This is a genomic window from Myxacorys chilensis (assembly GCF_059505265.1).
On record NZ_JCACKG010000060.1, the window covers coordinates 1 to 22,091 of the forward strand.

General features: G+C 47.5%; 24 protein-coding genes and 1 pseudogene. 6 read left to right on the forward strand and 19 right to left on the reverse strand.

Features of this window, described 5'->3' with window-relative positions; all coding sequences use genetic code 11:
- Positions 1–347 (forward strand): hypothetical protein (locus tag AC5JLB_RS03000; RefSeq protein ID WP_495872377.1); only part of this gene is annotated, 347 nt, incomplete at its 5' end.
- Between the two features lie 202 nt (positions 348–549).
- Here AC5JLB_RS03000 and AC5JLB_RS03005 read toward each other — a convergent pair.
- On the reverse strand, positions 550–1,035 hold the full coding sequence (locus tag AC5JLB_RS03005; protein WP_495872378.1) for a hypothetical protein: 486 nt from the start codon (positions 1,033–1,035) through the stop codon (positions 550–552).
- 552 nt (positions 1,036–1,587) lie between these two features.
- On the opposite strand from AC5JLB_RS03005, the gene AC5JLB_RS03010 reads away from it, so the two are divergent.
- Positions 1,588–2,571, forward strand: a complete 984-nt coding sequence (locus AC5JLB_RS03010; protein ID WP_495693804.1) for an alpha-ketoacid dehydrogenase subunit beta — start codon at positions 1,588–1,590, stop codon at positions 2,569–2,571.
- Here the strand turns inward: AC5JLB_RS03010 and AC5JLB_RS03015 are convergent.
- Positions 2,568–4,133 (reverse strand): peptide ligase PGM1-related protein, encoded by a 1,566-nt coding sequence (locus AC5JLB_RS03015; RefSeq protein ID WP_495872379.1) that lies wholly within the window; start codon positions 4,131–4,133, stop codon positions 2,568–2,570. The genes AC5JLB_RS03010 and AC5JLB_RS03015 overlap by 4 nt on opposite strands.
- A 119-nt stretch (positions 4,134–4,252) precedes the next feature.
- Between AC5JLB_RS03015 and AC5JLB_RS03020 the strand changes: the two genes are divergently transcribed.
- Entirely contained in the window at positions 4,253–4,816 is a 564-nt protein-coding gene (locus AC5JLB_RS03020; protein WP_495872380.1) for a 5-formyltetrahydrofolate cyclo-ligase, read from the forward strand.
- Between the two features lie 75 nt (positions 4,817–4,891).
- Here AC5JLB_RS03020 and sppA read toward each other — a convergent pair whose 3' ends face one another.
- The 13 genes and pseudogenes from sppA to AC5JLB_RS03085 form a co-directional block, all read right to left on the reverse strand.
- Positions 4,892–6,694, reverse strand: coding sequence for a signal peptide peptidase SppA (gene sppA / locus AC5JLB_RS03025; protein ID WP_495872381.1), 1,803 nt, complete (start codon positions 6,692–6,694; stop codon positions 4,892–4,894).
- Positions 6,695–6,926: 232 nt separating this feature from the next.
- The gene (fni, locus tag AC5JLB_RS03030) at positions 6,927–8,000 is read right to left on the reverse strand and encodes a type 2 isopentenyl-diphosphate Delta-isomerase (RefSeq protein ID WP_495872382.1); all 1,074 of its coding nucleotides are present in this window, start codon (positions 7,998–8,000) and stop codon (positions 6,927–6,929) included.
- Positions 8,001–8,015: 15 nt separating this feature from the next.
- Positions 8,016–8,552 (reverse strand): bifunctional pyr operon transcriptional regulator/uracil phosphoribosyltransferase PyrR, encoded by a 537-nt coding sequence (gene pyrR, locus AC5JLB_RS03035; RefSeq protein WP_495872383.1) that lies wholly within the window; start codon positions 8,550–8,552, stop codon positions 8,016–8,018.
- A gap of 195 nt (positions 8,553–8,747) precedes the next feature.
- Positions 8,748–8,951, reverse strand: a complete 204-nt coding sequence (locus AC5JLB_RS03040) for a hypothetical protein (protein WP_495872384.1) — start codon at positions 8,949–8,951, stop codon at positions 8,748–8,750.
- Between the two features lie 168 nt (positions 8,952–9,119).
- A complete protein-coding gene (locus tag AC5JLB_RS03045) occupies positions 9,120–9,701 on the reverse strand; it encodes a Uma2 family endonuclease (protein ID WP_495872385.1) in 582 nt (193 codons plus the stop codon).
- A 462-nt stretch (positions 9,702–10,163) separates the two neighbouring features.
- Positions 10,164–11,444 carry a glycosyltransferase family 2 protein gene (locus AC5JLB_RS03050; protein ID WP_495872386.1) on the reverse strand — a complete coding sequence of 427 codons (1,281 nt, stop codon included), beginning with the start codon at positions 11,442–11,444 and terminating at the stop codon, positions 10,164–10,166.
- The gene (locus AC5JLB_RS03055) at positions 11,444–12,664 is read right to left on the reverse strand and encodes a glycosyltransferase family 2 protein (RefSeq protein ID WP_495872387.1); all 1,221 of its coding nucleotides are present in this window, start codon (positions 12,662–12,664) and stop codon (positions 11,444–11,446) included. The genes AC5JLB_RS03050 and AC5JLB_RS03055 overlap by 1 nt, the downstream gene beginning before the upstream one ends.
- Before the next feature lie 20 nt (positions 12,665–12,684).
- The gene (locus tag AC5JLB_RS03060; protein WP_495872388.1) at positions 12,685–14,481 is read right to left on the reverse strand and encodes an ABC transporter ATP-binding protein; all 1,797 of its coding nucleotides are present in this window, start codon (positions 14,479–14,481) and stop codon (positions 12,685–12,687) included.
- A 136-nt stretch (positions 14,482–14,617) separates the two neighbouring features.
- The gene (locus AC5JLB_RS03065; protein WP_495872389.1) at positions 14,618–15,826 is read right to left on the reverse strand and encodes a glycosyltransferase family 2 protein; all 1,209 of its coding nucleotides are present in this window, start codon (positions 15,824–15,826) and stop codon (positions 14,618–14,620) included.
- 482 nt (positions 15,827–16,308) lie between these two features.
- Positions 16,309–16,998, reverse strand: coding sequence for a methyltransferase domain-containing protein (locus AC5JLB_RS03070; protein ID WP_495872390.1), 690 nt, complete (start codon positions 16,996–16,998; stop codon positions 16,309–16,311).
- 283 nt (positions 16,999–17,281) lie between these two features.
- Positions 17,282–17,882: pseudogene (locus tag AC5JLB_RS03075) on the reverse strand (HAD family hydrolase).
- Positions 17,883–18,104: 222 nt separating this feature from the next.
- Positions 18,105–18,533, reverse strand: a complete 429-nt coding sequence (locus tag AC5JLB_RS03080; protein WP_495872391.1) for an MAPEG family protein — start codon at positions 18,531–18,533, stop codon at positions 18,105–18,107.
- A gap of 9 nt (positions 18,534–18,542) precedes the next feature.
- On the reverse strand, positions 18,543–18,971 hold the full coding sequence (locus AC5JLB_RS03085) for a DUF6220 domain-containing protein (RefSeq protein WP_495872392.1): 429 nt from the start codon (positions 18,969–18,971) through the stop codon (positions 18,543–18,545).
- A gap of 91 nt (positions 18,972–19,062) precedes the next feature.
- On the opposite strand from AC5JLB_RS03085, the gene AC5JLB_RS03090 reads away from it, so the two are divergent.
- Positions 19,063–19,806, forward strand: a complete 744-nt coding sequence (locus tag AC5JLB_RS03090; protein WP_495872393.1) for a LuxR C-terminal-related transcriptional regulator — start codon at positions 19,063–19,065, stop codon at positions 19,804–19,806.
- A 203-nt stretch (positions 19,807–20,009) separates the two neighbouring features.
- Here the strand turns inward: AC5JLB_RS03090 and AC5JLB_RS03095 are convergent, their stop codons facing one another.
- The 4 genes from AC5JLB_RS03095 to AC5JLB_RS03110 all read right to left on the reverse strand — a co-directional run bounded on the left by AC5JLB_RS03095 (position 20,010) and on the right by AC5JLB_RS03110 (position 21,222).
- Positions 20,010–20,282, reverse strand: coding sequence for a type II toxin-antitoxin system RelE family toxin (locus AC5JLB_RS03095; RefSeq protein ID WP_495872394.1), 273 nt, complete (start codon positions 20,280–20,282; stop codon positions 20,010–20,012).
- Positions 20,279–20,509 carry a hypothetical protein gene (locus AC5JLB_RS03100; protein ID WP_495872395.1) on the reverse strand — a complete coding sequence of 77 codons (231 nt, stop codon included), beginning with the start codon at positions 20,507–20,509 and terminating at the stop codon, positions 20,279–20,281. The genes AC5JLB_RS03095 and AC5JLB_RS03100 overlap by 4 nt, the downstream gene beginning before the upstream one ends.
- 248 nt (positions 20,510–20,757) lie before the next feature.
- Entirely contained in the window at positions 20,758–21,000 is a 243-nt protein-coding gene (locus tag AC5JLB_RS03105; RefSeq protein WP_495872396.1) for a YgiT-type zinc finger protein, read from the reverse strand.
- A 42-nt stretch (positions 21,001–21,042) separates the two neighbouring features.
- Positions 21,043–21,222: a hypothetical protein gene (locus AC5JLB_RS03110; RefSeq protein WP_495872397.1), complete on the reverse strand. Its 180-nt coding sequence runs from the start codon at positions 21,220–21,222 to the stop codon at positions 21,043–21,045.
- A 357-nt stretch (positions 21,223–21,579) separates the two neighbouring features.
- On the opposite strand from AC5JLB_RS03110, the gene AC5JLB_RS03115 reads away from it, so the two are divergent.
- Positions 21,580–21,810 (forward strand): DUF433 domain-containing protein, encoded by a 231-nt coding sequence (locus tag AC5JLB_RS03115; protein ID WP_495872398.1) that lies wholly within the window; start codon positions 21,580–21,582, stop codon positions 21,808–21,810.
- A complete protein-coding gene (locus tag AC5JLB_RS03120) occupies positions 21,807–22,061 on the forward strand; it encodes a DUF5615 family PIN-like protein (protein WP_495872399.1) in 255 nt (84 codons plus the stop codon). Before AC5JLB_RS03115 ends, AC5JLB_RS03120 begins: the two co-directional genes overlap by 4 nt.
- Positions 22,062–22,091 lie beyond the last annotated feature (30 nt).

Sequence of the window (22,091 nt, forward strand, 5' to 3'; positions counted from 1 at the left end):
TAGAACCTAGTCTCGGTGTAGATATTATTGAAGTCGATTTGTTTAGCATCTCTCAACGAATTGCAGCGGCTCCTGGAGAGTTTGGGTTTACCAACATTACTGATCCCTTGTTCCAGCAATCTAACCCAACGAATCCTGAAGGATACTTTTGGTGGGATCAGATTCATCCCACAACTCAGGTTCACAAACTCGTTGCCGATGCGTTTGAGACGGCAATTTCGCAATCCACTCCTGTCTCAAATGGACGCACAACTCAAGCTGCTCTAACTGATCGCTTAAATGCAAATTCCCCCCTAGTCGTGTCTACATCTATCAATCGATTCGCGGAGAGTGCCCTTCACGTCTAGTGTGGTGTTGCTTTAGATAGGGCGATCTCTTCGATGATTTACCCGCAAGGGGTCGCATCTAAAACTTAACCTTGGCTTTGGGCCTGAGGAGCTAACGTTTGCGCTCACCGGACACAGATGAGTTTTATAGCCTAACAATATCAAGCTTTGTTCTGGTGCAGCGCGATTATTGGGCTGTGAATTAGATTAAAGTCTGTATGCTCTAAAGGAAAAAGGAAGTTATTGCCGTAAATAACCATGCCCCTGTGATGGTAGCTGCAATCCATAGCCGAATCTTTCGCAAGGACACTCTACGTCTATGGGGAACCACCTCAGTCAGTCCAGACTTAATCAACGGTTCCTTGAGCTTTAACAGTTTAGTTTCAATGGCTGCATATATCTTCCAAATATTATCAATGATCATTTGCGCTCTATCAGTAAGAAAATACCAAATCCAAATAAGTATTATCGAAAAGGCTGCGATCACGGATGTTTTAAAGGGCTTGTCAAAAGCAAATGCGATACCTGAAAGAGAAAGTGGTATGAATATCGAACTTATTGACCAAATTTGATTGCTGAAATGTTTCCACTCATCGGCATACTTAATCAGTAAAGCTAAAAGTACCTCTTGGCTTGATTGTTCTAAAAGTTCCTCTAGTTTCTCTGCAGGTTTGCAGAACTCCTGATCGTCTCGTGTTGTATTTTTCATGGTTCTATCGTTCCATTGCTGCAAATCTACATTCACCATGACAACTTTAAAGAAGTTCACATTATAGACTTTTACTTAATCCGTTATCTTTTAGTAACTTGAAGCTAAAGCAAGTATTTTATACATAAACGACTTCAAGTCACTGGCTCACTGATTGCTTCGAGATACCCTGGCTTTGAATGTTTATCTACTTCCTGGTGATCTCCTTATTAAGAGGCAGAGCCGCACTACTTCTTTTTAGAGAGAAAGTTTCTGCATATCACTTCAGAACGCGTGAATAGGCAGATGGTTTCTGCATAATATGCTTATTTAGATGGATAGGTGAAAAATTTCGCCTATTTTCAAATTAAGTCTGGCTATCATCGCACAGGTTCTCTGCACCGGAAGTATTCGCCTCCACATTACCCGCACTTTGCTTACTGCACTTAATTTTTGATACGACCTCTCGCGGATAACTCGAAGAGATCGCCCTGTTGTCTTCGAGTTGCGCTTTGCGAATCGCATCCCCTCCACTAAAATAAGTAAGCCCGATCTAATTATTCATCAACAGCAATGGCAGAGACCCTATTTTTCAACGCCCTACGGGAAGCGATCGACGAAGAAATGGCAAAAGATCCCACCGTGCTAGTGATGGGAGAAGATGTCGGTCACTATGGCGGCTCCTACAAGGTGACGAAAGATCTGTACAAAAAATATGGGGATTTGCGGCTGCTCGATACGCCGATCGCAGAAAATAGCTTCACAGGAATGGCAGTCGGAGCCGCAATGACGGGATTACGCCCGATCATTGAAGGCATGAACATGGGCTTTCTGCTGTTAGCGTTTAATCAAATCGCCAATAATGCGGGAATGTTGCGCTATACCTCTGGCGGTAACTTCAGAATTCCGATGGTCATTCGAGGGCCGGGTGGGGTTGGCAGTCGGCTAGGAGCCGAGCATTCTCAGCGTCTAGAAGCCTATTTTCAAGCGGTTCCCGGTCTTAAGATTGTCGCGTGTTCGACCCCCCGCAATGCCAAAGGGTTGCTCAAATCTGCAATTCGCGATAACAATCCGGTGCTGTTTTTTGAGCATGTGTTGCTCTACAACCTCAAAGAAACCTTGCCCGAAGGCGAATATTATTTGCCGCTCGACAAGGCAGAAATCGTGCGTCCTGGAAAGGATGTAACAATCTTGACCTATTCTCGGATGCGCTATCACGTTCTACAGGCGCTCAAAACGCTTGAGCCTGAAGGATTTGATCCAGAAGTGATTGATTTAATTTCGCTCAAGCCGCTCGACTTTGAGACGATTGGCGAGTCGATTCGCAAAACCCATCGCGTCATTGTGGTGGAAGAATGTATGAGAACGGGCGGCATCGGTGCAGAACTGACGGCCTCGATCAACGATCGCTTCTTTGATGAACTCGACGCCCCGGTATTGCGAATGTCGTCTCAAGATATTCCGACGCCTTACAACGGCACGTTGGAGAGTCTAACGATCGTGCAACCTCAGCAAATTGTGGAAGCCGTGCGAAACATGGTCGCGGTCAAGGTTTAATAGCGACTATTCCAATGCATCGATAGAGCTTGTCCCGGCGTGTTCGATTTTGTCTCATCGTCGATCGCTTTGACGACGTGCCGATAAATATCTTCTGCTTGCTGAGCCGAGTTGCCAATGCTGGTGAGTCCTAACTTGCCAAACTCTGACAGGCAGCCCATCAGGTGAAACACGGTTCCCGTCTCGGTGCTGGTGTCAAAGTGAAGCTGATGGTGCGCGATGATGTCCATCAGGTCATTGGGCAACAGGCCCTGGTACTGCGGCTTCTGTAAATTGTCGGTTGCCATGTAATATTTAGCCCGTCCTTGTTGGCTATAGAACGAGCCGCTAGAGAGGTCATAGCGCCCATTGGTGAGAAATTTTAGCGTCATGAAGGGGTGGGTTGTGCCGCCTTTTCGTAGGTTAATCTCGATCGCATGAAACTCCCATTCCCCAGATGGCTGCTGCACGGCGATAAAGTCGACTCCAAAGCGCTCTAGTGCGCCTTTTTCAGCAAGGAATCGTCCCACTTTCAGGCTCAAATCTTGAATCGTTAACCGATAGACTTCATCGGCAGGAAAGCGACAGCCCAAATAGATTTGCCCACTCGGCCCGCCTAAAATCTGGTCGTGCGTCGAGAGAATTTCGATGTCGCCACCAGGGGTAATTCGACCCTGGACGCTGGGCGACAGTTTTGTTTCGCCTTCAATAAACGCTTCCCCGATCGCACCGAGTTCTGGAATGCGACTGCCATAGTTCTCCCAGGTTTCCGCTTTTGACTCAAATTTGAGGTTGACAAAGCGATCGTAGATTTGAGTGACGCGCTGAGCATGAGTTGTCGCGCCAGGTCTGTATTCGGCTAAGGGACGCAGATCCAATAGAGCATTGCCTTCTCCTGAAAAACCTTCATTCAGCTTTACCACCACGCGTTTCAAATCGGATTGGCGTTCCCAAAGCTCGGCGATCGCGACGGCTAAATCTTTCTCATTCCACATCAACGGCGTACCGTCGGGGTGCGGCACTCCAGCTTCAGCAAAAATTTGCCGACTGCCGCTCTTTGTGCCCCAGATCAGAAGTTCTGGATCGAGCGCGTAGAGCGGAATGCCAAGTTGCACCGAAAGATCCCGTTCGGTTGTCGTGGAGTTGTAGCAAATCATGTAAGCGCGATCGGGATTCACGGCTTGGCGAATCCGCTCTAGCAGTCGCGGACGATCGAGAATCTTTTGGCTGAGGGTTTGGAGAGATGAGTCGTACGTGGAGAGCAAGAGTAAGCGATCGCGGGCATGGGAGAACGGAATCCCTGGCAGAAGCTGTAGGTAATAATCGATTACGCTGGGATGAAGCGGTTGCGAGGTGACAAAGACGAGACGGGTACGGGGATTTCGCAAGCGAATCAGCGAAAATAGAAGACGCTCTTCGTAGTGAAAGAAGCCTTCAATCTTTAAAAGCTCTCGTTGATCCACACTAATCGAGGGAACAACAACGATATCAGCGTCGCCCATCTCAAACTCTTCAACGCTGCTCCAGCGATCGCGCAATTGAGCCTGCAACTGCCGAAAGCGCTCTGAAACATTGGATTCCATACCCTAATCACCTGCCAACGCCGGATACTGCCATCATACATACTTCAAGGAGATTAGCAATACAGGCGAAAGAGAGATTTTAAGCAGTAGTAAAATGAAGCAATTGCAAGATAAAACACATGGAGAAGTCAAAATTAAGAAAACAATTGATTGAGCAACGCAAGCTGATTTCTCAACAGGAATGGAGTGACAAGAGTCAACAGATGTGTAAACATCTAGAAGAATCAGATTTGATTCGACAGGCAAACGTGATTCTGTCTTATTTCAGTTTCAGACGAGAGCCAGATTTGAGTTCGCTAACAGCGTCACTTCGGTCTAAGTCTTGGGGGTTTCCTCGCACGGTTGGTCAGTCGCTTGTGTGGCATCGTTATTCACCTGATATGCCGCTAAACAAAGGGGCGTATGGCATCCTAGAACCTGACGCAGATGCTCCCAGTCTGAGCGCTCAAGAAGTGGATTTGATTTTGGTTCCGTGTGTGGGGTGCGATCGCAGGGGCTTTCGTCTCGGCTACGGTGGCGGCTATTATGATCGTCTATTTAGTGGTTCAGACTGGGCAAATAAGCCTGCGGTTGGTGTTGTGTTTGATCATGCAGTTGTGAATGAATTCGCGATCGATCCGTGGGATAAACCTCTAACCGGAATCTGTACAGAATTAGGGATAGAGGTTCTCCGCGATATCTAATGGGTTCATAACTATTGCTCAAAGCATTTAACACTCACAGCATTTAACGTAATGCTTTAGCGATCGATAGAAACACTATTTAATCTCAAAATCGACCGGAAGCCGAAGATAAATATTCCGTGGATCATTCATCGATCGCAGCGATTTAAAGTTTTGCTGAAATGTTTCAACGCTTTGTGCGAACGGATCATCTGCTTTCGGCGCACCGCTTCTAAGACTCGAACCGACCAATCGCTCTAACAACTGCTCTTCAAATGTGCGAGATTTCGGATACTCTTCCACCCGCCAATTGTCTAACTTCGCTCGTTTTGCCGCATCCCGAATTGCATCTTCCATGCCTCCCAACTCATCGACCAAGCCCAGCGACTTTGCTTTCACACCAGACCACACCCGCCCTTGCGCAATGTCTGCCACTTTCGCTTTGTCGAGCTTGCGAGATTGGGAGACTTTGGTGAGAAACTGATCGTAGATTTGATTCACCGATGACTGAATTATATTTAGCTCTTCGGGAGTTTTGGGACGAGAAATCGTTTGAGTATCGGCAAAGCGCCCCGTTTTCACTGAATCCCACGTCACACCGTTTTGGTTTGCCAGCTTTTGCACGTTGAGCGCCTGCCCAAACACACCAATTGATCCCGTGATCGTATTTGGTTCCGCATAGATGCGATCGCTATAGGCCGAAATCCAATAACCTCCAGACGCCGCTAAATTGCCCATCGAAACCACAAGTGGTTTTGCCTTGCGGGTGAGAATCACCTCTCGCTGAATCACATCTGATGCGGTGGCACTGCCGCCCGGACTATTGACGCGCAACACGACCGCTTTCACAGCGTCATCTAAGCGCAGATCTCGCAGTTGACGCGCAATGCGATCGCCGCCTGCATTGCCCGTACTGCCCTGCCCGTTGACGATTTGACCGTCTACATAAACGATGGCGATCTGATCTCCTTTTTTCGTTTTCTTCTCTTCTACCACCCGCGCATAGCTCTTTAAGTCCATTTGGCGAAAGGATTTGTTCTCGGAGTCTTCGCCAGTTAACTGTTTGAGTTGGGCGCTCATCTCGTCGGCATACATGATCCGATCGATGAGTTTGCGATCGCGCGCTTGTGTAGCGGTCAAAAACCCAGCACTATCGACAATATTCTGAAGTTGCGCCGGTTTCAGATTGCGAGATTTGCTCGTTGTTGTAATGAAGTCGCCCCACAGATCGTTGAGCCACCGTTGCGTCTGTTCGCGATCGGCGGGACTGCGGTTAGCGCGTAAAAACGGCTCGACTGCCGATTTGTATTTTCCGACGCGCGTCACTTGAACGCCGACTCCATACTTCTGCAACGCTTCGGCAAAAAAGACAGCTTCCGCGCTAAACCCATTGATTTCTAAATTTCCGATTGGATTGATTGCAATCTGATCTGCGATCGAGGCCAAGTAATATTCCCGCTCTTTCCAATCCAACCCGTATGCGTAGATCTTCTTGCCAGACGCTTTGAATTGCTCCAAGGCTTTTCGGACTTCTTTGAGCGTGGCTAATCCAGTCGCAGATGAGCCGTCTCCGTCGTAGAGATACAGTCCGGTAATGCGCTGATCCTTAGCGGCAGCCGCGATCGTATTGAGGACGGTTCTCAGGGCGATGTTATCGTCGAGGTCGTTGCCCGATAGTGCACCGCTCAAGACTTCACGAGTGCTGGAGCTTGCAGGTGCATCAGTAACGGTTTGCGACACGTCAAACACCACGATTGAGCGGTCTTTCACGGCAGGAGCAGAATCTCGCGATGTTACGGATGCCACGATGACCAGCAGCAGTAGGCTCCCTACGCTGATGCCCATGAAGATGAAGAGACCGAGAATGGTAGCTAGGATCTGTTTGAGGAAGTCGCGCATAGAGAATCAACGAAGGAATGAGGGATGAGGGGTGAAGGACGGCTTGCTTACGACGTAAGGAGGGATAAAGAACTAATCAGAATGAGAACGGGCTGAATGTTTTCTCATGCTAATGGTTGTTTCAGAGGACTGTGTTAAATTCTAATTTCGCTTTTGAAAAAGTAATTCTACAGCAGTATTGGCAAATCGTTCACTCTGTTATCCTTCATCCCTCTAAATCATTCCCCGATCGCTAAATTCTCTTTGTCAATGCGTCTGATCGTTTAAGTTGCGCTAGGTCTGCGGTTCCGGTGCAAAACAGAACGGTGGTGATTTCTGCTTTAAGAATCTCAACTAAGGTGTGAAGGGCGTCTTCTGATTCGTTGGCAGCTTGCAAAAATGGGAGCGCTAACCCGGCTAAATCGGCTCCAAGCGCGATCGCTTTGGCAATATCCAACCCGTTTCGCAGTCCGCCGGATGCAATCAGAGGGAAGGAAGGGTTGGTGTGCCGCAACCCAGTAATACAGTCGGCGGTGGGAATGCCCCAGTCGGAAAAGGTTGCGCCCAATCGTCGTTGTTTGCTGTCTTGCGCTCGTCCGCCTTCGACTTTTGCCCACGATGTGCCGCCTGCTCCCGCAACATCGATCGCGGCAACTCCAGCGCTGATTAGTTTGTCTGCCATGATTGCCGAAATGCCATTCCCGACTTCTTTGGCGATGACTGGAATCGGTAAAGCATCACAGACGATCGCAATCTTATCGAGCAGACCCCGGAAATTGGTGTCACCACCCGTTTGAACGGCTTCTTGCAAGGGATTGAGATGCAGAATCAGGGCATCTGCCTCTAGAAGTTCGACGGCTTTGAAACATTCGTCGATGCCATAACGGTAATTGAGTTGAACGGCTCCGAGATTGGCGAATAATAATGCATCGGGCGCGATCGCACGGATCTGAAAACTGTCGGCAACGGCTGGATTCTCGATCGCGACGCGCTGAGAACCGACGCCCATAGCCAGGTTGTACTGCTGCGCGATCGCGGCTAACCGATAATTAATCGTCTTGGCGAGTTCGGTTCCGCCTGTCATGGAGGAAATTAGAATCGGGGCCGCTAAAGATCGGTTCAAAAAGGTCGTGCTGATATCGATCTCGTCTCGATTCAATTCGGGTAGACAGGTGTGAGTAAAGTGGTACGCTTCTAACCCACTCGTGGTTTCTCGAAATTGAACGTCATCTTCGAGGCAGACTTTCAAGTGATCGGCTTTGCGAGACTGCGTTTCGTTCGCATTGCTCTGAGTTTCATCCGCTCTGCTCATTAATGGATTCAGCATAAGATTTTGAGGTATCTATCCTTTGACAAGTTCAACGCCGTCGCGTCCGTCTGTAGCCTGTAGATACACTTTAATCATTTCTTCTTTGGCAGTGGGGAGTTGTTTACCAACGAAGTCTGCATGAATGGGCAGTTCTCGATGCCCGCGATCGACAAGTACGGCGAGGCGAATCACTTCTGGTCTGCCATAGTCGTTCACTGCATCTAAAGCAGCCCGAATGGTTCGCCCTTTATAGATCACATCATCCACTAACACCACGGTTTTTCCGGTGAGATCAAATGGAATGTTTGTTTTTTCGGGCGTTCGCACTGCGATCGTGTCCAAGTCGTCTCGGTAAAATGTGATGTCGATCGCGCCAAGGGGAACGCTGATTTTTTCTAGCAAACTGATCTGATCGGCAAGCACGTTTGCTAGGGGTACACCCCTGGTATAAATTCCCAATAGTACCAGTTTAGATAAATCGCCTGAGCGTTCGACGATTTGCGAAGCTAGGCGGTTAACGGTACGGCGGACTTCTTCGCTAGATAAGATTTCGACGTGTTCGAGAGGCATGGCAGCAGAATAGAGAGGTGAAAGGCGCTAACGTACAGAGTACAAGGGAATCGAGAGATCGATCTGCGACTGTTGATAGACAAATGGTGGCTCGTTGATGTGGAGTGATGACTTTTATGCATCAGCGATCCTTCGGAGCTTGCAAAGCGATCGCAGATCAAATAGGAGTATTCCTAAATTAAATAGCAGCGATCGCTAATTAAACAGGAACGTTTCTAGATTAAACAGGAACGATCGCACTTTAAACAGAAACATTCCCTGCTCAAACAGAAACGTTTCTTGATCAAATAGGAGTAATTGCAGTTCAAACAGGAACGTTCCTTGATCAAATAGAGATGCTGAGGCTTCCGGGAGAAACGTTGATTCTTGATGTAGAAAAGAAGTAGAACCCTTTGACATTCTTCCTATGTTAGAATCCGTCTCTGTCCTGAATCATAGGCAGAAGCAAGGAAAAAGAACGATAACCTGAACACCTAAATCGTCCCCTCCAAGCTGCGATCGCTTGCAAGCTCCAAAGGATCGTTCCTATGAATCCAGCCTCTCCATCTACGCACTAATCTTTCTGCTTCAGTCCTCAAATCGCTCCACCTGAAGCACAAACCCTGGCAACACTGCCTCACCCGATAGCTCCGTCGGCAGCGATCGTACCTCCGTCGCCTCTCCCTGCCTATAAATCTCCACCTGCTGATCCTGCAGGTTAAACAACCACCCCAACCGCACCCCACTGTCTAGATATTCCTGCATCTTTAATCGCAGCAACTCCAGAGAGTCAGTGCGCGATCGCAATTCCAACACGAAATCCGGGGCAATCGGAGGAAACTTCGCTCGTTGCTCTGGCGTTAGTGCATTCCACCGTGACAACTCTACCCAAGCCGCATCGGGAGAACGGTCTCCTCCACCCGGCAACTTAAAAATTGTTGAGGAGCTAAATACTTTCCCAAGCTTCGTTTGGCGATTCCAGATATAAAGTTCACCGCCGAGTTCCATCTCACGATTGCCACTAGAGCCACCTACTGGGGACATCAGAATCAGTTCTCCTTGACGCGATCGCTCAACTTGCAAATCGGGGTTGCTAATACAAAGCTGATAAAACTGTTCATCTGTAAAGTGGACAGTTCTCAGATTAAGAGTGAGCGGTTCAGACAACATCGGCAACGACCTTGATGACTAACGCTTTACCTGCAATTGTGCCATAAACCCCCAATCCGCAAACGACTGGCCTTCACCTCATCACTGACCTTCACCTCATCAATGGCAGGATGACCCGTTGCTGTTGATTGTTCAATCCGCTTTCCAGAGAAACCGATGCAGTTGTTGACCGATCGCTTCCAACGAAAAACACTGTTCTGCCCGATGGCGGGCTTGCTGACTTAACCGAAGGCGGAGCGTCTAATCATCCAACACTCGACCGATCCGTAAAAGAATCCCTAAGCCAAAGAAATGGGTTAAAGGGTGGAGAAATGGATTCCAAGATAGAATTCTGGCAAGAACTGTTTGTACATCACTTTAGTACATGATTCATTTTGCTATGGGTTCCTTTGTGTCTATGAGCAAAAGATTCCTCGAGGAACTACTTTGTATCCTGTCTCTAGCGATATCGACGCTACGTTTTTAGTTTTCCGGTTTACGTTGGCGGTTCTGTAAATAAAATTTAATGCCAGCGAAGCATCCAATGATCTCTGTGAGAAGAAGTTTAGCAGGAGGCTGGTTGCGTTTCAAAATCTGCAATACTGTTCTTTTCAGGTAATATTTGGGCATTGCTATCCCCAAGCGACCAATGTTTCCCCAATGCTTGTATCGCTCAAATTGAATGAGCAGCGCTGCAACGTGTCCGCGCATGTAGTAAAACAGTTGTTGAGACAAGCTCACCATGTCTCGTCGATGATAATGAGACACAACAGCAATAGGTTCATACTGGCAGGTATAGCCTTCTGCCATGATGCGATACCAAAATTCAGAATCACCACTGCATCCGGCAGCCCCCACGTCAAGTCGCTCATCAAACGTGCCCACCTGCTCGAACACACTACGGCGAAATGCCATATTTGCCCCCGCTCCAACACACCAAGCTGGAACTCCAGACGGTTTCAGTCGTTCAAAGTAAGCCTGGTCGTAGGTCAAGACGCGATAGCCACGGTTGAAACTCCAATCGCGTTCAAATATCTGTTGAGCTTCCGTTTCAAGTTCTGCCGCCAGGACTAACCCTGTGACAGCCATGACCGATGAATCGCGAAAGCTTTGTCGAATTCGGGCACTCCAATCAGGATGTACAGCAACGTCATCATCGGTATAAGCAATTAGTTCACAGGTACTATGAGCGATGCCAGTGTTGCGGGCAATATCCAAACCAGGACGAGGTTCGCGCACATACTGAATTCCTGGCATCTGCGTCACTACCTGCTGAGTAGCATCAGAACTTGGAGCATTGTCTACCACAATAATTTCATCGGGCGGTTGAGTACTGCTCTGAAGCGATCGCAAACAGACTGCCAATTTCTCCGGACGATCGCGGGTACAAATCACAACCGATAACGAACTTTGGCTCAACGGTGCCCACGCTTGATGAAGTGTCTGCAAGGGAGCCTGAAGATTTACTAATTTGTCGAAATCCTCGGGTGCTTCGCAAGCGTGGGGTGGTAGAAGGGGTAAGTTAGCTCGAAACCCTTTTTCAAACAAGCGATCACCGACTGCTGGAGCGATCTCTTGAGCCGCTAAATTGCTCAATTGCGCCGCCGATAGCGGAAGCTGCTGCGAAGACAGGTCTATCTGTCCCAGGGCAATACCATGCCACCAGAACGTAATCCGTATTTGCTCATAATTAGGATCAGGCTGCAACTCTGGAATTCCCTCACTTAGATCAAGGGTCAGGACTTTGCAAGGCGTCAGGTTCATCAGTATTGCCTCCGAATTTTCTCACTGCGGTGCTGCGATCGCCCATACTCACCCAACAACCCAATCACGCCACCCCAAAACTCCGTTAACACCAAATCGGCTGGCAGAGAGTGCCGCCCAACCAAGCTTTTGGCAAGCAGGCGGAGTTGGTTAGCAAACCACCAGCGCACAAGTCCCAACCAGCGATCGCGCATTGGCGGATCACTCCGGTAAGCTTTAACAACAAATGCCATTAAGCTTAAGCCCCACGTCCAGTATTGATGGCGCAATTTAGCGTAACTCTGTCGATGTTGATGAAAGACTAAATACCCTGGCTCATAGGCTAAGGGAAATCCGGCTCGAATCACTTGATAGAGGATGTCGTGATCTCCACCTCCAGGCAGGGGTGCGCCTGTATCCAGCGCTTCATCAAAACCCCCAATTTTATCTAAAACAGTGCATCGAAAGGACATATTACAACCCACTCCAAATGAGCCAGTATCACAGGGATAAACCCGATTGTGAGGCATCACTTGTCCATAGCGAATTTTGTTGAACCCTCGTCGGAATCCACCGCGCTGCTCAAACAGAATTTGAGCTTTGGTTGCGAGTTCGTAGGGCATGACTTGCCCCGTGACTGCCCCTGCATCCGGGTTTTCGATCCAAGCTTCCGTCAGTCCATTGAGCCAATATCGATCGACGACCACATCATCATCGAGAAAGGCTAGCAGTTCTGTGGTTGTTGCTTGAACCGCTCGATTGCGAGCAAAATTAAGCCCTGGCTTCGGCTCCCGTGTATATCGTACAGTTGGTAGAGACAGAACAAGGTCGTGGGTACGAGCGTCAGAAGGGGCGTTGTCTACGACTAGGATCTCAAATTGAGTCTCCATTTCTGCATCAGCTTTCTGGAGCTTGAGTAATGAGTCGAGACACCGAGCGAGGGTGACGGGTCGATCTTTTGTGCAGATTGCCACGGTTAGCGTAGGGAAGGTAGTGACATCAAGAGTCACACCGAGTTCATCTCGGATGCTGTCTTGCAGAATCTTCACGCCCAGTTTTCTGCCAATCCATTCAGCGATCGCATCTGACGACAGAATACTCCCCTCAGGCAGAGGTTGCATCAAAAAACCAAGGGGTCGATCGGAACGGCGGACGATCAGTGCTATCCCTTGTTCTGAGGGATCGAGTTCAATTGAGGGCAGAGGCTGTGTAATTTCGATATTCCGGATCGCGTATGGCATAGTGATTTAGATAAACTGAATTAAATCGAAGGACTGGGATATTGCAACTGATAGAGCTTGGCAAATAATCCTTTGTGTTTCAGAAGTTGCTGAAGATTGCCCTGTTCAACCACCCGTCCTTCATTAAAGACCAGGATTTGATCGGCTTGTTCAATAGTAGATAAGCGGTGAGCAATCATAATCACCGTGCGATTTTGACTCAAGGTATTGAGCGCTTCTTGAATCAAATTTTCAGAAATACTATCGAGCGCGTTGGTCGCTTCGTCCAAAATCAAAATCTCTGGATTGCGAACAATCGCCCGCGCTAAGGCAAGGCGTTGCCGCTGTCCACCCGATAACCGAATGCCGCGATCGCCGATATTGGTTTCGTAGCCGTAGGGTAGTTGCACAATAAAGTCATGCGCATTCGCGAGTTGAGCAGCGGCAATCACTTCGTCATCCGTTGCTTCTAATCGACCATAGGCGATGTTTTCACGAATCGTGGTGCTAAACAGATAGATGTCTTGGCTGACAATGGCAATCCGACTGCGCCACGAATCGAGATCTAACTCTTGCAGGGGCGTGCGATCGACATAAATTTCTCCGGCGGTTGGATCAGACAATCGACACAGCAAGTTAATCAGCGTTGACTTGCCTGCGCCTGAAGGCCCAACCAACGCCGTCGTTTTCCCTTTTGGAATCCGAATTGAAATATCTTGAACCGCAGGCTGTTCTGACTCTAAATAGTGAAATGCAACCGATTCGAGCGCGATCGCACTCTGCAACCCTCTAAATGGCGTTTTACCCGATCGGATATAAGGTTTGTCTGCACACTCTAGCATGGTGTTCACCTCTTCTACTGAACTCATGAGACTCAGCAATCCCACTCGTGATGCATCAATTTGTTTGACCTTAGGTTGCAGTCGGTACAGGATAAACACAAACGTTAGCAACGTGGGCAGGCTCGCCTGAGTGTTGCTTAGTCCAAAGACCAGAATCAGCAGCAGCAACGACGCAGACAAGACTTCTGACATCGGACCCACCATGTTGCTCAGCACATCTAGCTGAAAAAAGACCCGACGAACTTGGTGTGATGCCGCATCAAATCGCCCTTGCTCATACCGCTCACGCCCAAACACTCGAATTAGGCGCATTCCGCCTAGCCCTTCCCACATGCGGCCAACGAGCGCTTTGTTAGCCTGCACCGCTTGGTCTCCCAAAGATTTGACTTGCCGCGTCACCACCTGAATGAAAAGGGAAATCAGAACGATTACAACGGTCACAATTACGGTTAACTGCCAGGAGAGTAGCAACAGCAGCGTAGCAAACACCAGCACAGTACAGAGGTCAATGATCAAACTCACTAACACACTCAACGCCCGACTCATCTGCCATGTTTCTGTAGCTAAGACGTTAAGAAATTTTCCAGACTCGTTGCGCTCCAGATAGCTATAGCTGACGCTCAAAAGCTGCCGAAAAATGCCCGATCGTAGTCGATGGCTAATCTGTGAGTTGAGCCAAGAGAACATGGTCATATTCCCGTAGCTCAGACAAGACTTTACGACAATCAACCCAAAAATAAAGACCGAAATAATTAAAAATCGATTTTCGGGTGCCACTCCCGAAAAGAGGCGATTTAGAACTTGTAGAAAAGCATTTCCGCTCCCCGATTGAGCATTGGGTTGATTCAGACCTTGCAACAGCGGAATGAATAAACTAATGCCCAAACCTTCTGAAAGAGAAGACAAAATTCCGAGAACTACAATGGTTGGAATTGCCCAAGGGTAAAGCTTTAGAAGAGGGAGGAGCGCTTTGATTGCCTCGATTGTTTTAAGCATTCAGTGTTTCAGCAGGTACTTTAACTTAAACTCTTTAGATTGGATTATTGAACCGTTTCATACTCGTGTGATCGACATGCCACTCCAGACGATCGCGCTCATCTTAACCAGCAAATTTTAGCGGCTTGGACTCCTCTCATCCATTCACCCCAGATTTGATACGAGGCTCAGATTGCTTCTGGCGGGCTAATTCTTGATTCAGTCGCATCACAGCTTGCCAGCGTCGCGAACACAAGATGTCATAGGGTTTCCAAACTAACCCTCGACGTCGCTCTGACGGCATCACCAGGATTTCGTTGGATGCAATTTCATTGGAGGCAATTTCGTCGGAGGCAAGAGAGGGTTTAGATTGACGCTTAAACTGCCGTTTGAACTGTACCCAAGTTCGGTGATCCTTCCATACTAAAGTCATGACTGGTTGAGCGACAAGCTTCAGCGAGCTAAGGATGAGCGTACGATAGACTCCGGGTCGGAGTAGCAAAATTGGATCTGCGATCGCGCCCTGAAGTAGCCAGTGCAATGCAGTTCGATAATCTCCGCCCGCATAGCTGACACCCAACAAATAGTTGTAGAAACCACTTCTTCCCCAATTGTGAACAGCCACCGGAATTTCAGGATGCCGACGTTGCATCTCAGTCATCACTAAGTGGTAGGACTTCGCCATCGTCATACTGTTCGTCGACATACTGTTATCGTGATGGCGATAGCCAATTAAATATTCTGAGACAACCCGGAATTCGTAATGCTCGGCAATCCGGAGATACAAGTCCCAATCTTCACATCCTTGCGCCCCCTGGGCTAATAGCCCAGGGCTATAACCGCCCACATGGTCGATGCAACTTCGACGAATCAGAGGATTGCTAGCATGACCGAGGAAGTTAGAAAAAACAAGCGTCGTTAACACATCGCCTTCGGGATTGCCCAAGCGCTCAACTGGGTATCTGGCGACGATCGTTCCTTTGGCATTGATATAAACTGTCCAGGCATAGCTTAGTCCAACCGAGGCATCAGCCGATTCAAGACACTGGACTTGCTTTTCAAGCTTCCGAGGATACCAAATATCATCCGCATCAATCGGCGCAATGTATTTGCCGTGTGAATGCTGAATGGCAAGATTCCGAGCGGTTGCAACTCCTGCATTTGCCTGTTGAACGAGCCGAATGCGATCGTCTCGCTCGGCATACGATCGCACAATCTCGGCAGTGCGATCGCGCGATCCATCATCTACCACGATGATCTCAAACGTTTGATAGGTTTGTGCCAGAACAGAGTCAAGCGTTTGAGCAATAAAGGCTTCTGCGTTGTAAGCAGGAATAATCACTGAAACGAGTGGGGCGGAATCCATTCATCTCCTCCGTTGAGTCCGACTTCTGAGTAGGTTTTGAATTTGCAGCATGACGTGGTAGATCTGATCGAGATAAGCGAGTCATTACATTTATGCCACTGCATACTCGACAATTTGGTAGCCCATTTTCATCCGTCCCTGGCATAAGAAATATTCCTTTAGTTGTGAGGAGACGCGCGATCTGTCGCCCGTTTTGTAGCTCTTAAGGCATCTCTCGGACGGCTCTAGACCTACTTCAGAGGGATAACGGACTACAAACATCCCTCCACCCCACAGCCTTACTAGGCTGCTTACTCACTATGCAGCTTCTCGCTTATGAATCAGGTTTAGTTTGATAAAGATTTATCCATTTGCTGTTGAAGTTGCCGCAGTGTCTCGATCGATAAACCTGTTGCAGGTCTTTCCGTAATAGACGATAAATTACTTCGGTAGTAGTGTAGACCTGTAGTTGAGCGATCGCATTGCAGTGTTAGGCAACCGTCTCATTTCTTTATAGCAATGAGAGACTTGGGTAAGCAGAAAAACCTTTCAGTCAGAATAGAAGCATCCTTAAATAGCTCCTGAAGCATCTCCTTGTTCAACAGACGGGCACTCTCTACAGTTCGTACCGCTTCATCAATTGATGTCGCCTTTCCCCAATGCCCCAGTTGAAAATGTGAAACCAGCCATATTCCAATTGGTTTGGGGAACCAGTGAAAGAATGGGGTCATGCAATGAGGTTCAATTGGAAACCAATAGTTCGGGGTTTGAACAAAGAGTTTTTGCGAAACTCTGGTGAGTTCTTTTGCAAATTGAACCATGCGTTCCCAATCGCCAACATGCTCTAAAACAGAATTGGAATGCCCTATATGAAATGACTTATCATTAAAGGCCACAAGGTCACAGCCGTCAGCAGCAATAAACTTAAATCGACCGTGATCTTGGGGCATTACGGTGTCAGGAAGATTTACGATAGTGATGCACACATTATGTACATCGAGATACTGCTGTGGGACTATACCCCAATACTTTTCTGTTCCTCCTATGTCAATAATATTGATACAGCCATACTCCTTTGAAACTGCTTCCATCATGTTCAACAATGGAGTGATGCGTTTAGCTCTGAGCTTTGATGCTAACGATTCCTGACTAGCGTGGTCTGCCAATTTAACCAATGCTTGTGTGATGGGCATTTCACATACCTTTGTTTGGTTGCCTAGCTCTTGTTTAACCTGATGTAAGCCGTTCTACTCTGCATAACATCCTTGACCGGAGAGTTTATACAGATCAAATCTTCACAACGTCTCTAAATTGTGATCTTATACAAGATATTTTCTGCATAACAACACACCAAAATAGGATGTTATGAAGACCTTGATCCGAAACTATATTTATTCGGGATTTTAGTCGGACAATAAAGAAAGCGTTTGGGCGCAGGGACTCGTTATGCCGCGCAACTTCAACTACCTATGTTCTCTAGGCTTCTGATTGCCAAAGAATCCGGACATCAATCGAACGCATTCCTGCACGACGAGCGGCTTCTAAACCTCCATCACTATCTTCGTAAACGATGCAATCTTGGGGGACAATGCCCAACCTCTGAGATGCAAGCAAGAAAATGTCTGGTTCAGGTTTTCCTCTCTACATCATCAACGCTTACAACAACATCAAAAAAATTGTGTAGGTTGATATTGTTGAGTGTCGCTTCAAGGACAACTCTTTCCCCGCCTGAAGCAACTGCCATTGGCATTTTTCCATAATGGCTACGAACAATTTCTGCAACCGCCTGAACTTCTTTGACTGTATTAATCAATGATTGATAGTGTTTTTGTCTGTTGGCAATGACTATTTCTGAATCAAATTGATACCCAAATAAGTTTTTGAGGATTTGGAGCATTTCCTCAGCAGACGTGCCGCAATATTTGTAATACCAATCTTTAGAAATGTCTGCTCCTACTGCTTGCAACGATGTCAACCATGTTTGAAAGTGAACAGGTAAGGTGTCAGCTAGAGTGCCGTCACAATCAAAGATCAACGCTTTGTAGGGTGGAACTGGCTCAATTGAAGACAGGCTCATAATTCAGTCAGTTGACATCGCTTTCACTATAACCATAGCTTTAAGTTTCAACACCTAGCTTTAGCAGCACCGCAGAAGGGTTGAACTACTGCTACAGCTAAGAATTGAGCGGCATAACGGTTGAGCTAACCGGATGGGAGTAACCTTTGCAACTCAACAAGATGAGCTATACTCCGTTCCGGTTCACCGATGTAGTTATGCCGCGCCAACAGATTGACGTACTTACACGCTGAAGTGGATAAGGGCGGCGCGGATCGCAATGAACCATACTGCGATCGCGGCAAATAGGTAGAGGTAAAACCGAAGCATGATGAGATTAAATGTGCAATGCACAACACTATGCAATACGCGAAACACAACGAAGACCCATGCGGCGTTTACATACACCGTATCCACTTGGTTTGTGATGAAGAGGTATAAGACAAGCGCATAGAAAAGGATCGGAATCTCGAACAGATTCTTTAGGTTATCTGATGGGTTGGATACGCTTGGTGGCGAGATCTGAGCCAGTCTGCCAGGTACAGCCAGCTCTTTCGGGCGAAGCGTGCTACTTGTGATGAACTTGATACGACGGATGTACATATAGACCCAAACTAGGAGTGTTAGAAACACTGTTGCAAAGAAGGGACTGAAGATTGCATCTTGCGTCATTTCTACCTCTCAAACTTGCTCATTCTGGTGGTTCGTGGGCGATAAAATACGCCCTGTGGAATGCACAAGGCTTGAAGAAACATAGAGTAATGTGAATCCAATCAGAGGGTGGAGTACTTCTAAGTGGAGAGGAGTCTTGAGATGAATGCTGGAAAACTGTAGCCCAAGCAGCACTGGTAAGCTGATGGCGAGATGCTGTATTTTGCGTGAGAAAGGGGCTATCAGCGACCATCCCAGTAAGATTAACGACAGCCCACTGTACCCTCGCACGAACCAAACATGGATGTTCCACCATGCAGGATTATTGAAGTAGGCAACCCCAACCGTTAATAACTGAGCAATCAAGCAGAGGTTAAAGACGATTGAAGTCGCATAAAAGCCAATTTGCATCCAACGTATGGGAACATGGGTGCGATCGCTTTCCGAATGGGTTGTCATGTCAAGTTGTTTTTGAGATTGAAGCTAATATAAGCTCAGTCCTTCATCTGCTTCTAGACCTCGATCGGGTACACTTTGGTCAAATTCACCTATGACAAGTCCCTTGAAGCTTCTGTTTGAAGCCATCAACCAAGCCCATAGTGAACATGAGGTGCGATCGCACGTCGTGCCAAAAATTGGTGAGTATTTTTCAGCTACGCGATGGGGAGTTTTCTTCTTCGATCAACTTCCCTTAGCAGATAGCAATTTTCAGAAAATACTAAAAGTTGGACTATCCATTGAACATAATCCTGTGGTGCGTTACTTGGTGGAGCGTCATGCTCCTGTCCATGAAGCATTAGTGACATCACCTAAGGCTTGGACCATCATCTGTCCTCGTCCCGATCATTGGCATGTGATGGCGGGGCCGATCATCAATGGTGGTCAATTAGTGGGTGTTGTGGGCTGCACTCGTGAACGGGCAATGCCTGCCTTTGATACACAAAATTTAGCTGATTTGAGTGCTATCTGTTTGCACTTGTCTGTTTGGGCTGCAACAGTGCGTTCGCAAGGTGTTTCCAATGGGAAGTCGCGGCAGCAACCCTTTAGAACCAATCGCTTAACGCCTCGTGAGTTGCAAATTGCAGAATTGGTTGCTTTGGGACGAACAAACGCAGGAATTGGGACTGAACTTTGGATTACTGAAAATTCTGTGAAGCAAGCCTTAAAGCGAATGTTTCGGAAGCTTGAGGTTTCGTCTCGTGCAGAGATGGTTGCACAACTTTCAGCAACGAGACATGGCTCACCGGAGGCGAACTTATCTGCATTTAACTTGGTGCTGAACTCTGACTCATGACCTTCTAGTTGTGTCCCCACTGACCAAACTATTACTTGGTTTTGCAGATGCGATCGCTCAGTCAAGAGATATGATTAGCTACGCAACTCCGAAGAAAACGCTACCTTCAGCACGTCTTGATGCAGCAGTTAGCTTTGAATTGAGCGAATTCGCTTTGCAAAATTTTGGAGGATCGCTTCCTCAGTTAAGGCTTTTAACGAAGATTACAGTCTTTTCAGCAACTCATCGTACTCATCATGTGCCCCAATCCAAAACCAATAGATATGATCGTCTTGCTCTAGCAGTCCCACAACGCGATAATTCAGACTGATGCGAGCAGAATAAATGGGCTGCCGTTGGCTCACTCGCTTAAATTGCAAACTGTTGTGATAAGGATCTTCGCGCCAGAGTTCGTAGGCTCTTTCAGCTTGCTCCTGCACTGATGTAGGAAGCTGGTTTAGTCGTTTGCGAAATGTTTTAGTGACACTCGACTTCATTGCTTAACTGGAAAGACTTCGTCCAGTGGAGCCGTTTCGCCACTCGAAATTTCTTGCCGAACCATGTCAGCCAACCGATCCCATTGTTCATCAGTCGTTGATTCAAAACGCTCTGCCCATGCTTGTTCGTCTTTCAGTTCAGCCATGAGACGCGACGCGATCGCATTTTGCTGATCGGCTGGCAGTTTTTCGATCTCTGAAATCACCTGTTGGAGTAGCTCGGTCATGATTCGAGGGTAAAGAGTTACTACGAGAAGATGTTTCTTAATTCTACTTGCGCGTTGAGCTAACAGGCTATGCCGTGTAACGCAAACAGTTCTATAGCACTGTAGCCGGACTACAGATCCTTCCAAAGCATTCCACCCGACTGAGTCTATTTTTTAGTCTAGGTTAAAGGGAGACTGCGATCGCACCATCACTAACCTTGAAGTGCAGTTTCCTTGAAGTTACACCCGCTATTCGTGTGCCCATTTGACTATGCGGATTCGAGGTGAGTAACTGGAATTTGTTCAGTTCGTTCGGGTGACCTTTCTCCAGTTGCAACAGCATGAACGGTATGAAGGATATCGGCTGAGTAATATCGATTGCCACAAGTATCGCAAACCCCAATCGTGACATCTTCGAGGATCACAAATCCATCTCTATGCTTAAATGCCTCCCGCTTGACGAGTCGAGGTTGAACCGTTCCTTCGCAGTACTCGCATCGATATCCATACATACCCTTAGCCCTCAAACTTAGTGACTTCGTAAACGGTGATGATCAAGTAGCGTTCACTACTGGCAAAGCGTCCAACGACTTCGACAGGCGTTTGTTGATCGATTGCAGTCCCCCTACTACATATTTTGTGCCTCTAGGGTCATCTTTTTCAACCCGAATGATTTGACCGTTCAAAACAGCTTCTTCAATATCCAGAATTGTTAGAAAATCCTTCCATTGCATGGGCTGACATATCATACTGGCGAAGTCGGATTTTCTGCCTGATGCGGTCAATATCATTACGAGGCACTTGTTAATTTCCGTCACAGCAAGCCAATTTTAGAACTAAACAATGCCCCTGCTTAGCGTAACCGAGACGTGTAAGGGGTTGAGCTATTAATTTTCACTTCTCGGAATCTTGAGGAAGTTGTAGTTTCGCTTAAGAGTACGATCGCACCATCACCAACCTTGAAGTGCGGTTTCCTTGAAGTTGCGCTCCGCGCTAATCGCTTCTCAATTTTGGCATCTCCGGTTCTGTCCGTTGCAGTGCAGTGTTAGCCTGCTCTAGACTTGGATGTAGATGTAAAACACACTTGTATTATGAGCTATCGCGACATCATCACCATTGAGCCGGATAAGCGTGGTGGCAAGCCCTGCATTCGTCGGATGCGGATTACGGTTTATGACGTTCTTGGCTGGCTAGCTGCCGGAATGTCTATTGCTGAGATTGTTGACGACTTCCCAGAGCTAACAGAAACAGACATTAGAGCCTGTCTAGAGTTTGCGGCTGATCGCGATCATCGTTTATTTGTTTCGGTGAGTGCCGCTTGAAACTGCTATTTGATCAAAACCTGAGCCGAAAGTTAGTTACTCGCTTGGGCGATATTTTCCCTAATGCTAGCCATGTGCAGTTTGATGAACTAGCAGAAAAAACGGATACAGAAATCTGGGAGTTTGCGAAGCTGAACGATTTTTGTATCGTGACTCAAGATGCAGACTTTGCGGAAAGAAGCCGACTGTATGGCTCTCCACCGAAAGTAGTATGGTTAGAATGTGGAAATTACTACAGTTGTAGATGTTGAATTTAGAATTGCATTTCGCTTAGAATCAGT

What these genes read in the sequence shown, in the direction of transcription:
- AC5JLB_RS03005 (WP_495872378.1), bottom strand. Translation starts at nt 1,035, where the DNA reads ATGAAAAATACAACACGAGACGATCAGGAGTTCTGCAAACCTGCAGAG.
- AC5JLB_RS03010 (WP_495693804.1), top strand. Translation starts at nt 1,588, where the DNA reads ATGGCAGAGACCCTATTTTTCAACGCCCTACGGGAAGCGATCGACGAA.
- AC5JLB_RS03015 (WP_495872379.1), bottom strand. Translation starts at nt 4,133, where the DNA reads ATGGAATCCAATGTTTCAGAGCGCTTTCGGCAGTTGCAGGCTCAATTG.
- AC5JLB_RS03020 (WP_495872380.1), top strand. Translation starts at nt 4,253, where the DNA reads ATGGAGAAGTCAAAATTAAGAAAACAATTGATTGAGCAACGCAAGCTG.
- sppA (WP_495872381.1), bottom strand. Translation starts at nt 6,694, where the DNA reads ATGCGCGACTTCCTCAAACAGATCCTAGCTACCATTCTCGGTCTCTTC.
- fni (WP_495872382.1), bottom strand. Translation starts at nt 8,000, where the DNA reads ATGCTGAATCCATTAATGAGCAGAGCGGATGAAACTCAGAGCAATGCG.
- pyrR (WP_495872383.1), bottom strand. Translation starts at nt 8,552, where the DNA reads ATGCCTCTCGAACACGTCGAAATCTTATCTAGCGAAGAAGTCCGCCGT.
- AC5JLB_RS03040 (WP_495872384.1), bottom strand. Translation starts at nt 8,951, where the DNA reads ATGTCAAAGGGTTCTACTTCTTTTCTACATCAAGAATCAACGTTTCTC.
- AC5JLB_RS03045 (WP_495872385.1), bottom strand. Translation starts at nt 9,701, where the DNA reads ATGTTGTCTGAACCGCTCACTCTTAATCTGAGAACTGTCCACTTTACA.
- AC5JLB_RS03050 (WP_495872386.1), bottom strand. Translation starts at nt 11,444, where the DNA reads ATGAACCTGACGCCTTGCAAAGTCCTGACCCTTGATCTAAGTGAGGGA.
- AC5JLB_RS03055 (WP_495872387.1), bottom strand. Translation starts at nt 12,664, where the DNA reads ATGCCATACGCGATCCGGAATATCGAAATTACACAGCCTCTGCCCTCA.
- AC5JLB_RS03060 (WP_495872388.1), bottom strand. Translation starts at nt 14,481, where the DNA reads ATGCTTAAAACAATCGAGGCAATCAAAGCGCTCCTCCCTCTTCTAAAG.
- AC5JLB_RS03065 (WP_495872389.1), bottom strand. Translation starts at nt 15,826, where the DNA reads ATGGATTCCGCCCCACTCGTTTCAGTGATTATTCCTGCTTACAACGCA.
- AC5JLB_RS03070 (WP_495872390.1), bottom strand. Translation starts at nt 16,998, where the DNA reads ATGCCCATCACACAAGCATTGGTTAAATTGGCAGACCACGCTAGTCAG.
- AC5JLB_RS03080 (WP_495872391.1), bottom strand. Translation starts at nt 18,533, where the DNA reads ATGACGCAAGATGCAATCTTCAGTCCCTTCTTTGCAACAGTGTTTCTA.
- AC5JLB_RS03085 (WP_495872392.1), bottom strand. Translation starts at nt 18,971, where the DNA reads ATGACAACCCATTCGGAAAGCGATCGCACCCATGTTCCCATACGTTGG.
- AC5JLB_RS03090 (WP_495872393.1), top strand. Translation starts at nt 19,063, where the DNA reads ATGACAAGTCCCTTGAAGCTTCTGTTTGAAGCCATCAACCAAGCCCAT.
- AC5JLB_RS03095 (WP_495872394.1), bottom strand. Translation starts at nt 20,282, where the DNA reads ATGAAGTCGAGTGTCACTAAAACATTTCGCAAACGACTAAACCAGCTT.
- AC5JLB_RS03100 (WP_495872395.1), bottom strand. Translation starts at nt 20,509, where the DNA reads ATGACCGAGCTACTCCAACAGGTGATTTCAGAGATCGAAAAACTGCCA.
- AC5JLB_RS03105 (WP_495872396.1), bottom strand. Translation starts at nt 21,000, where the DNA reads ATGTATGGATATCGATGCGAGTACTGCGAAGGAACGGTTCAACCTCGA.
- AC5JLB_RS03110 (WP_495872397.1), bottom strand. Translation starts at nt 21,222, where the DNA reads ATGCAATGGAAGGATTTTCTAACAATTCTGGATATTGAAGAAGCTGTT.
- AC5JLB_RS03115 (WP_495872398.1), top strand. Translation starts at nt 21,580, where the DNA reads ATGAGCTATCGCGACATCATCACCATTGAGCCGGATAAGCGTGGTGGC.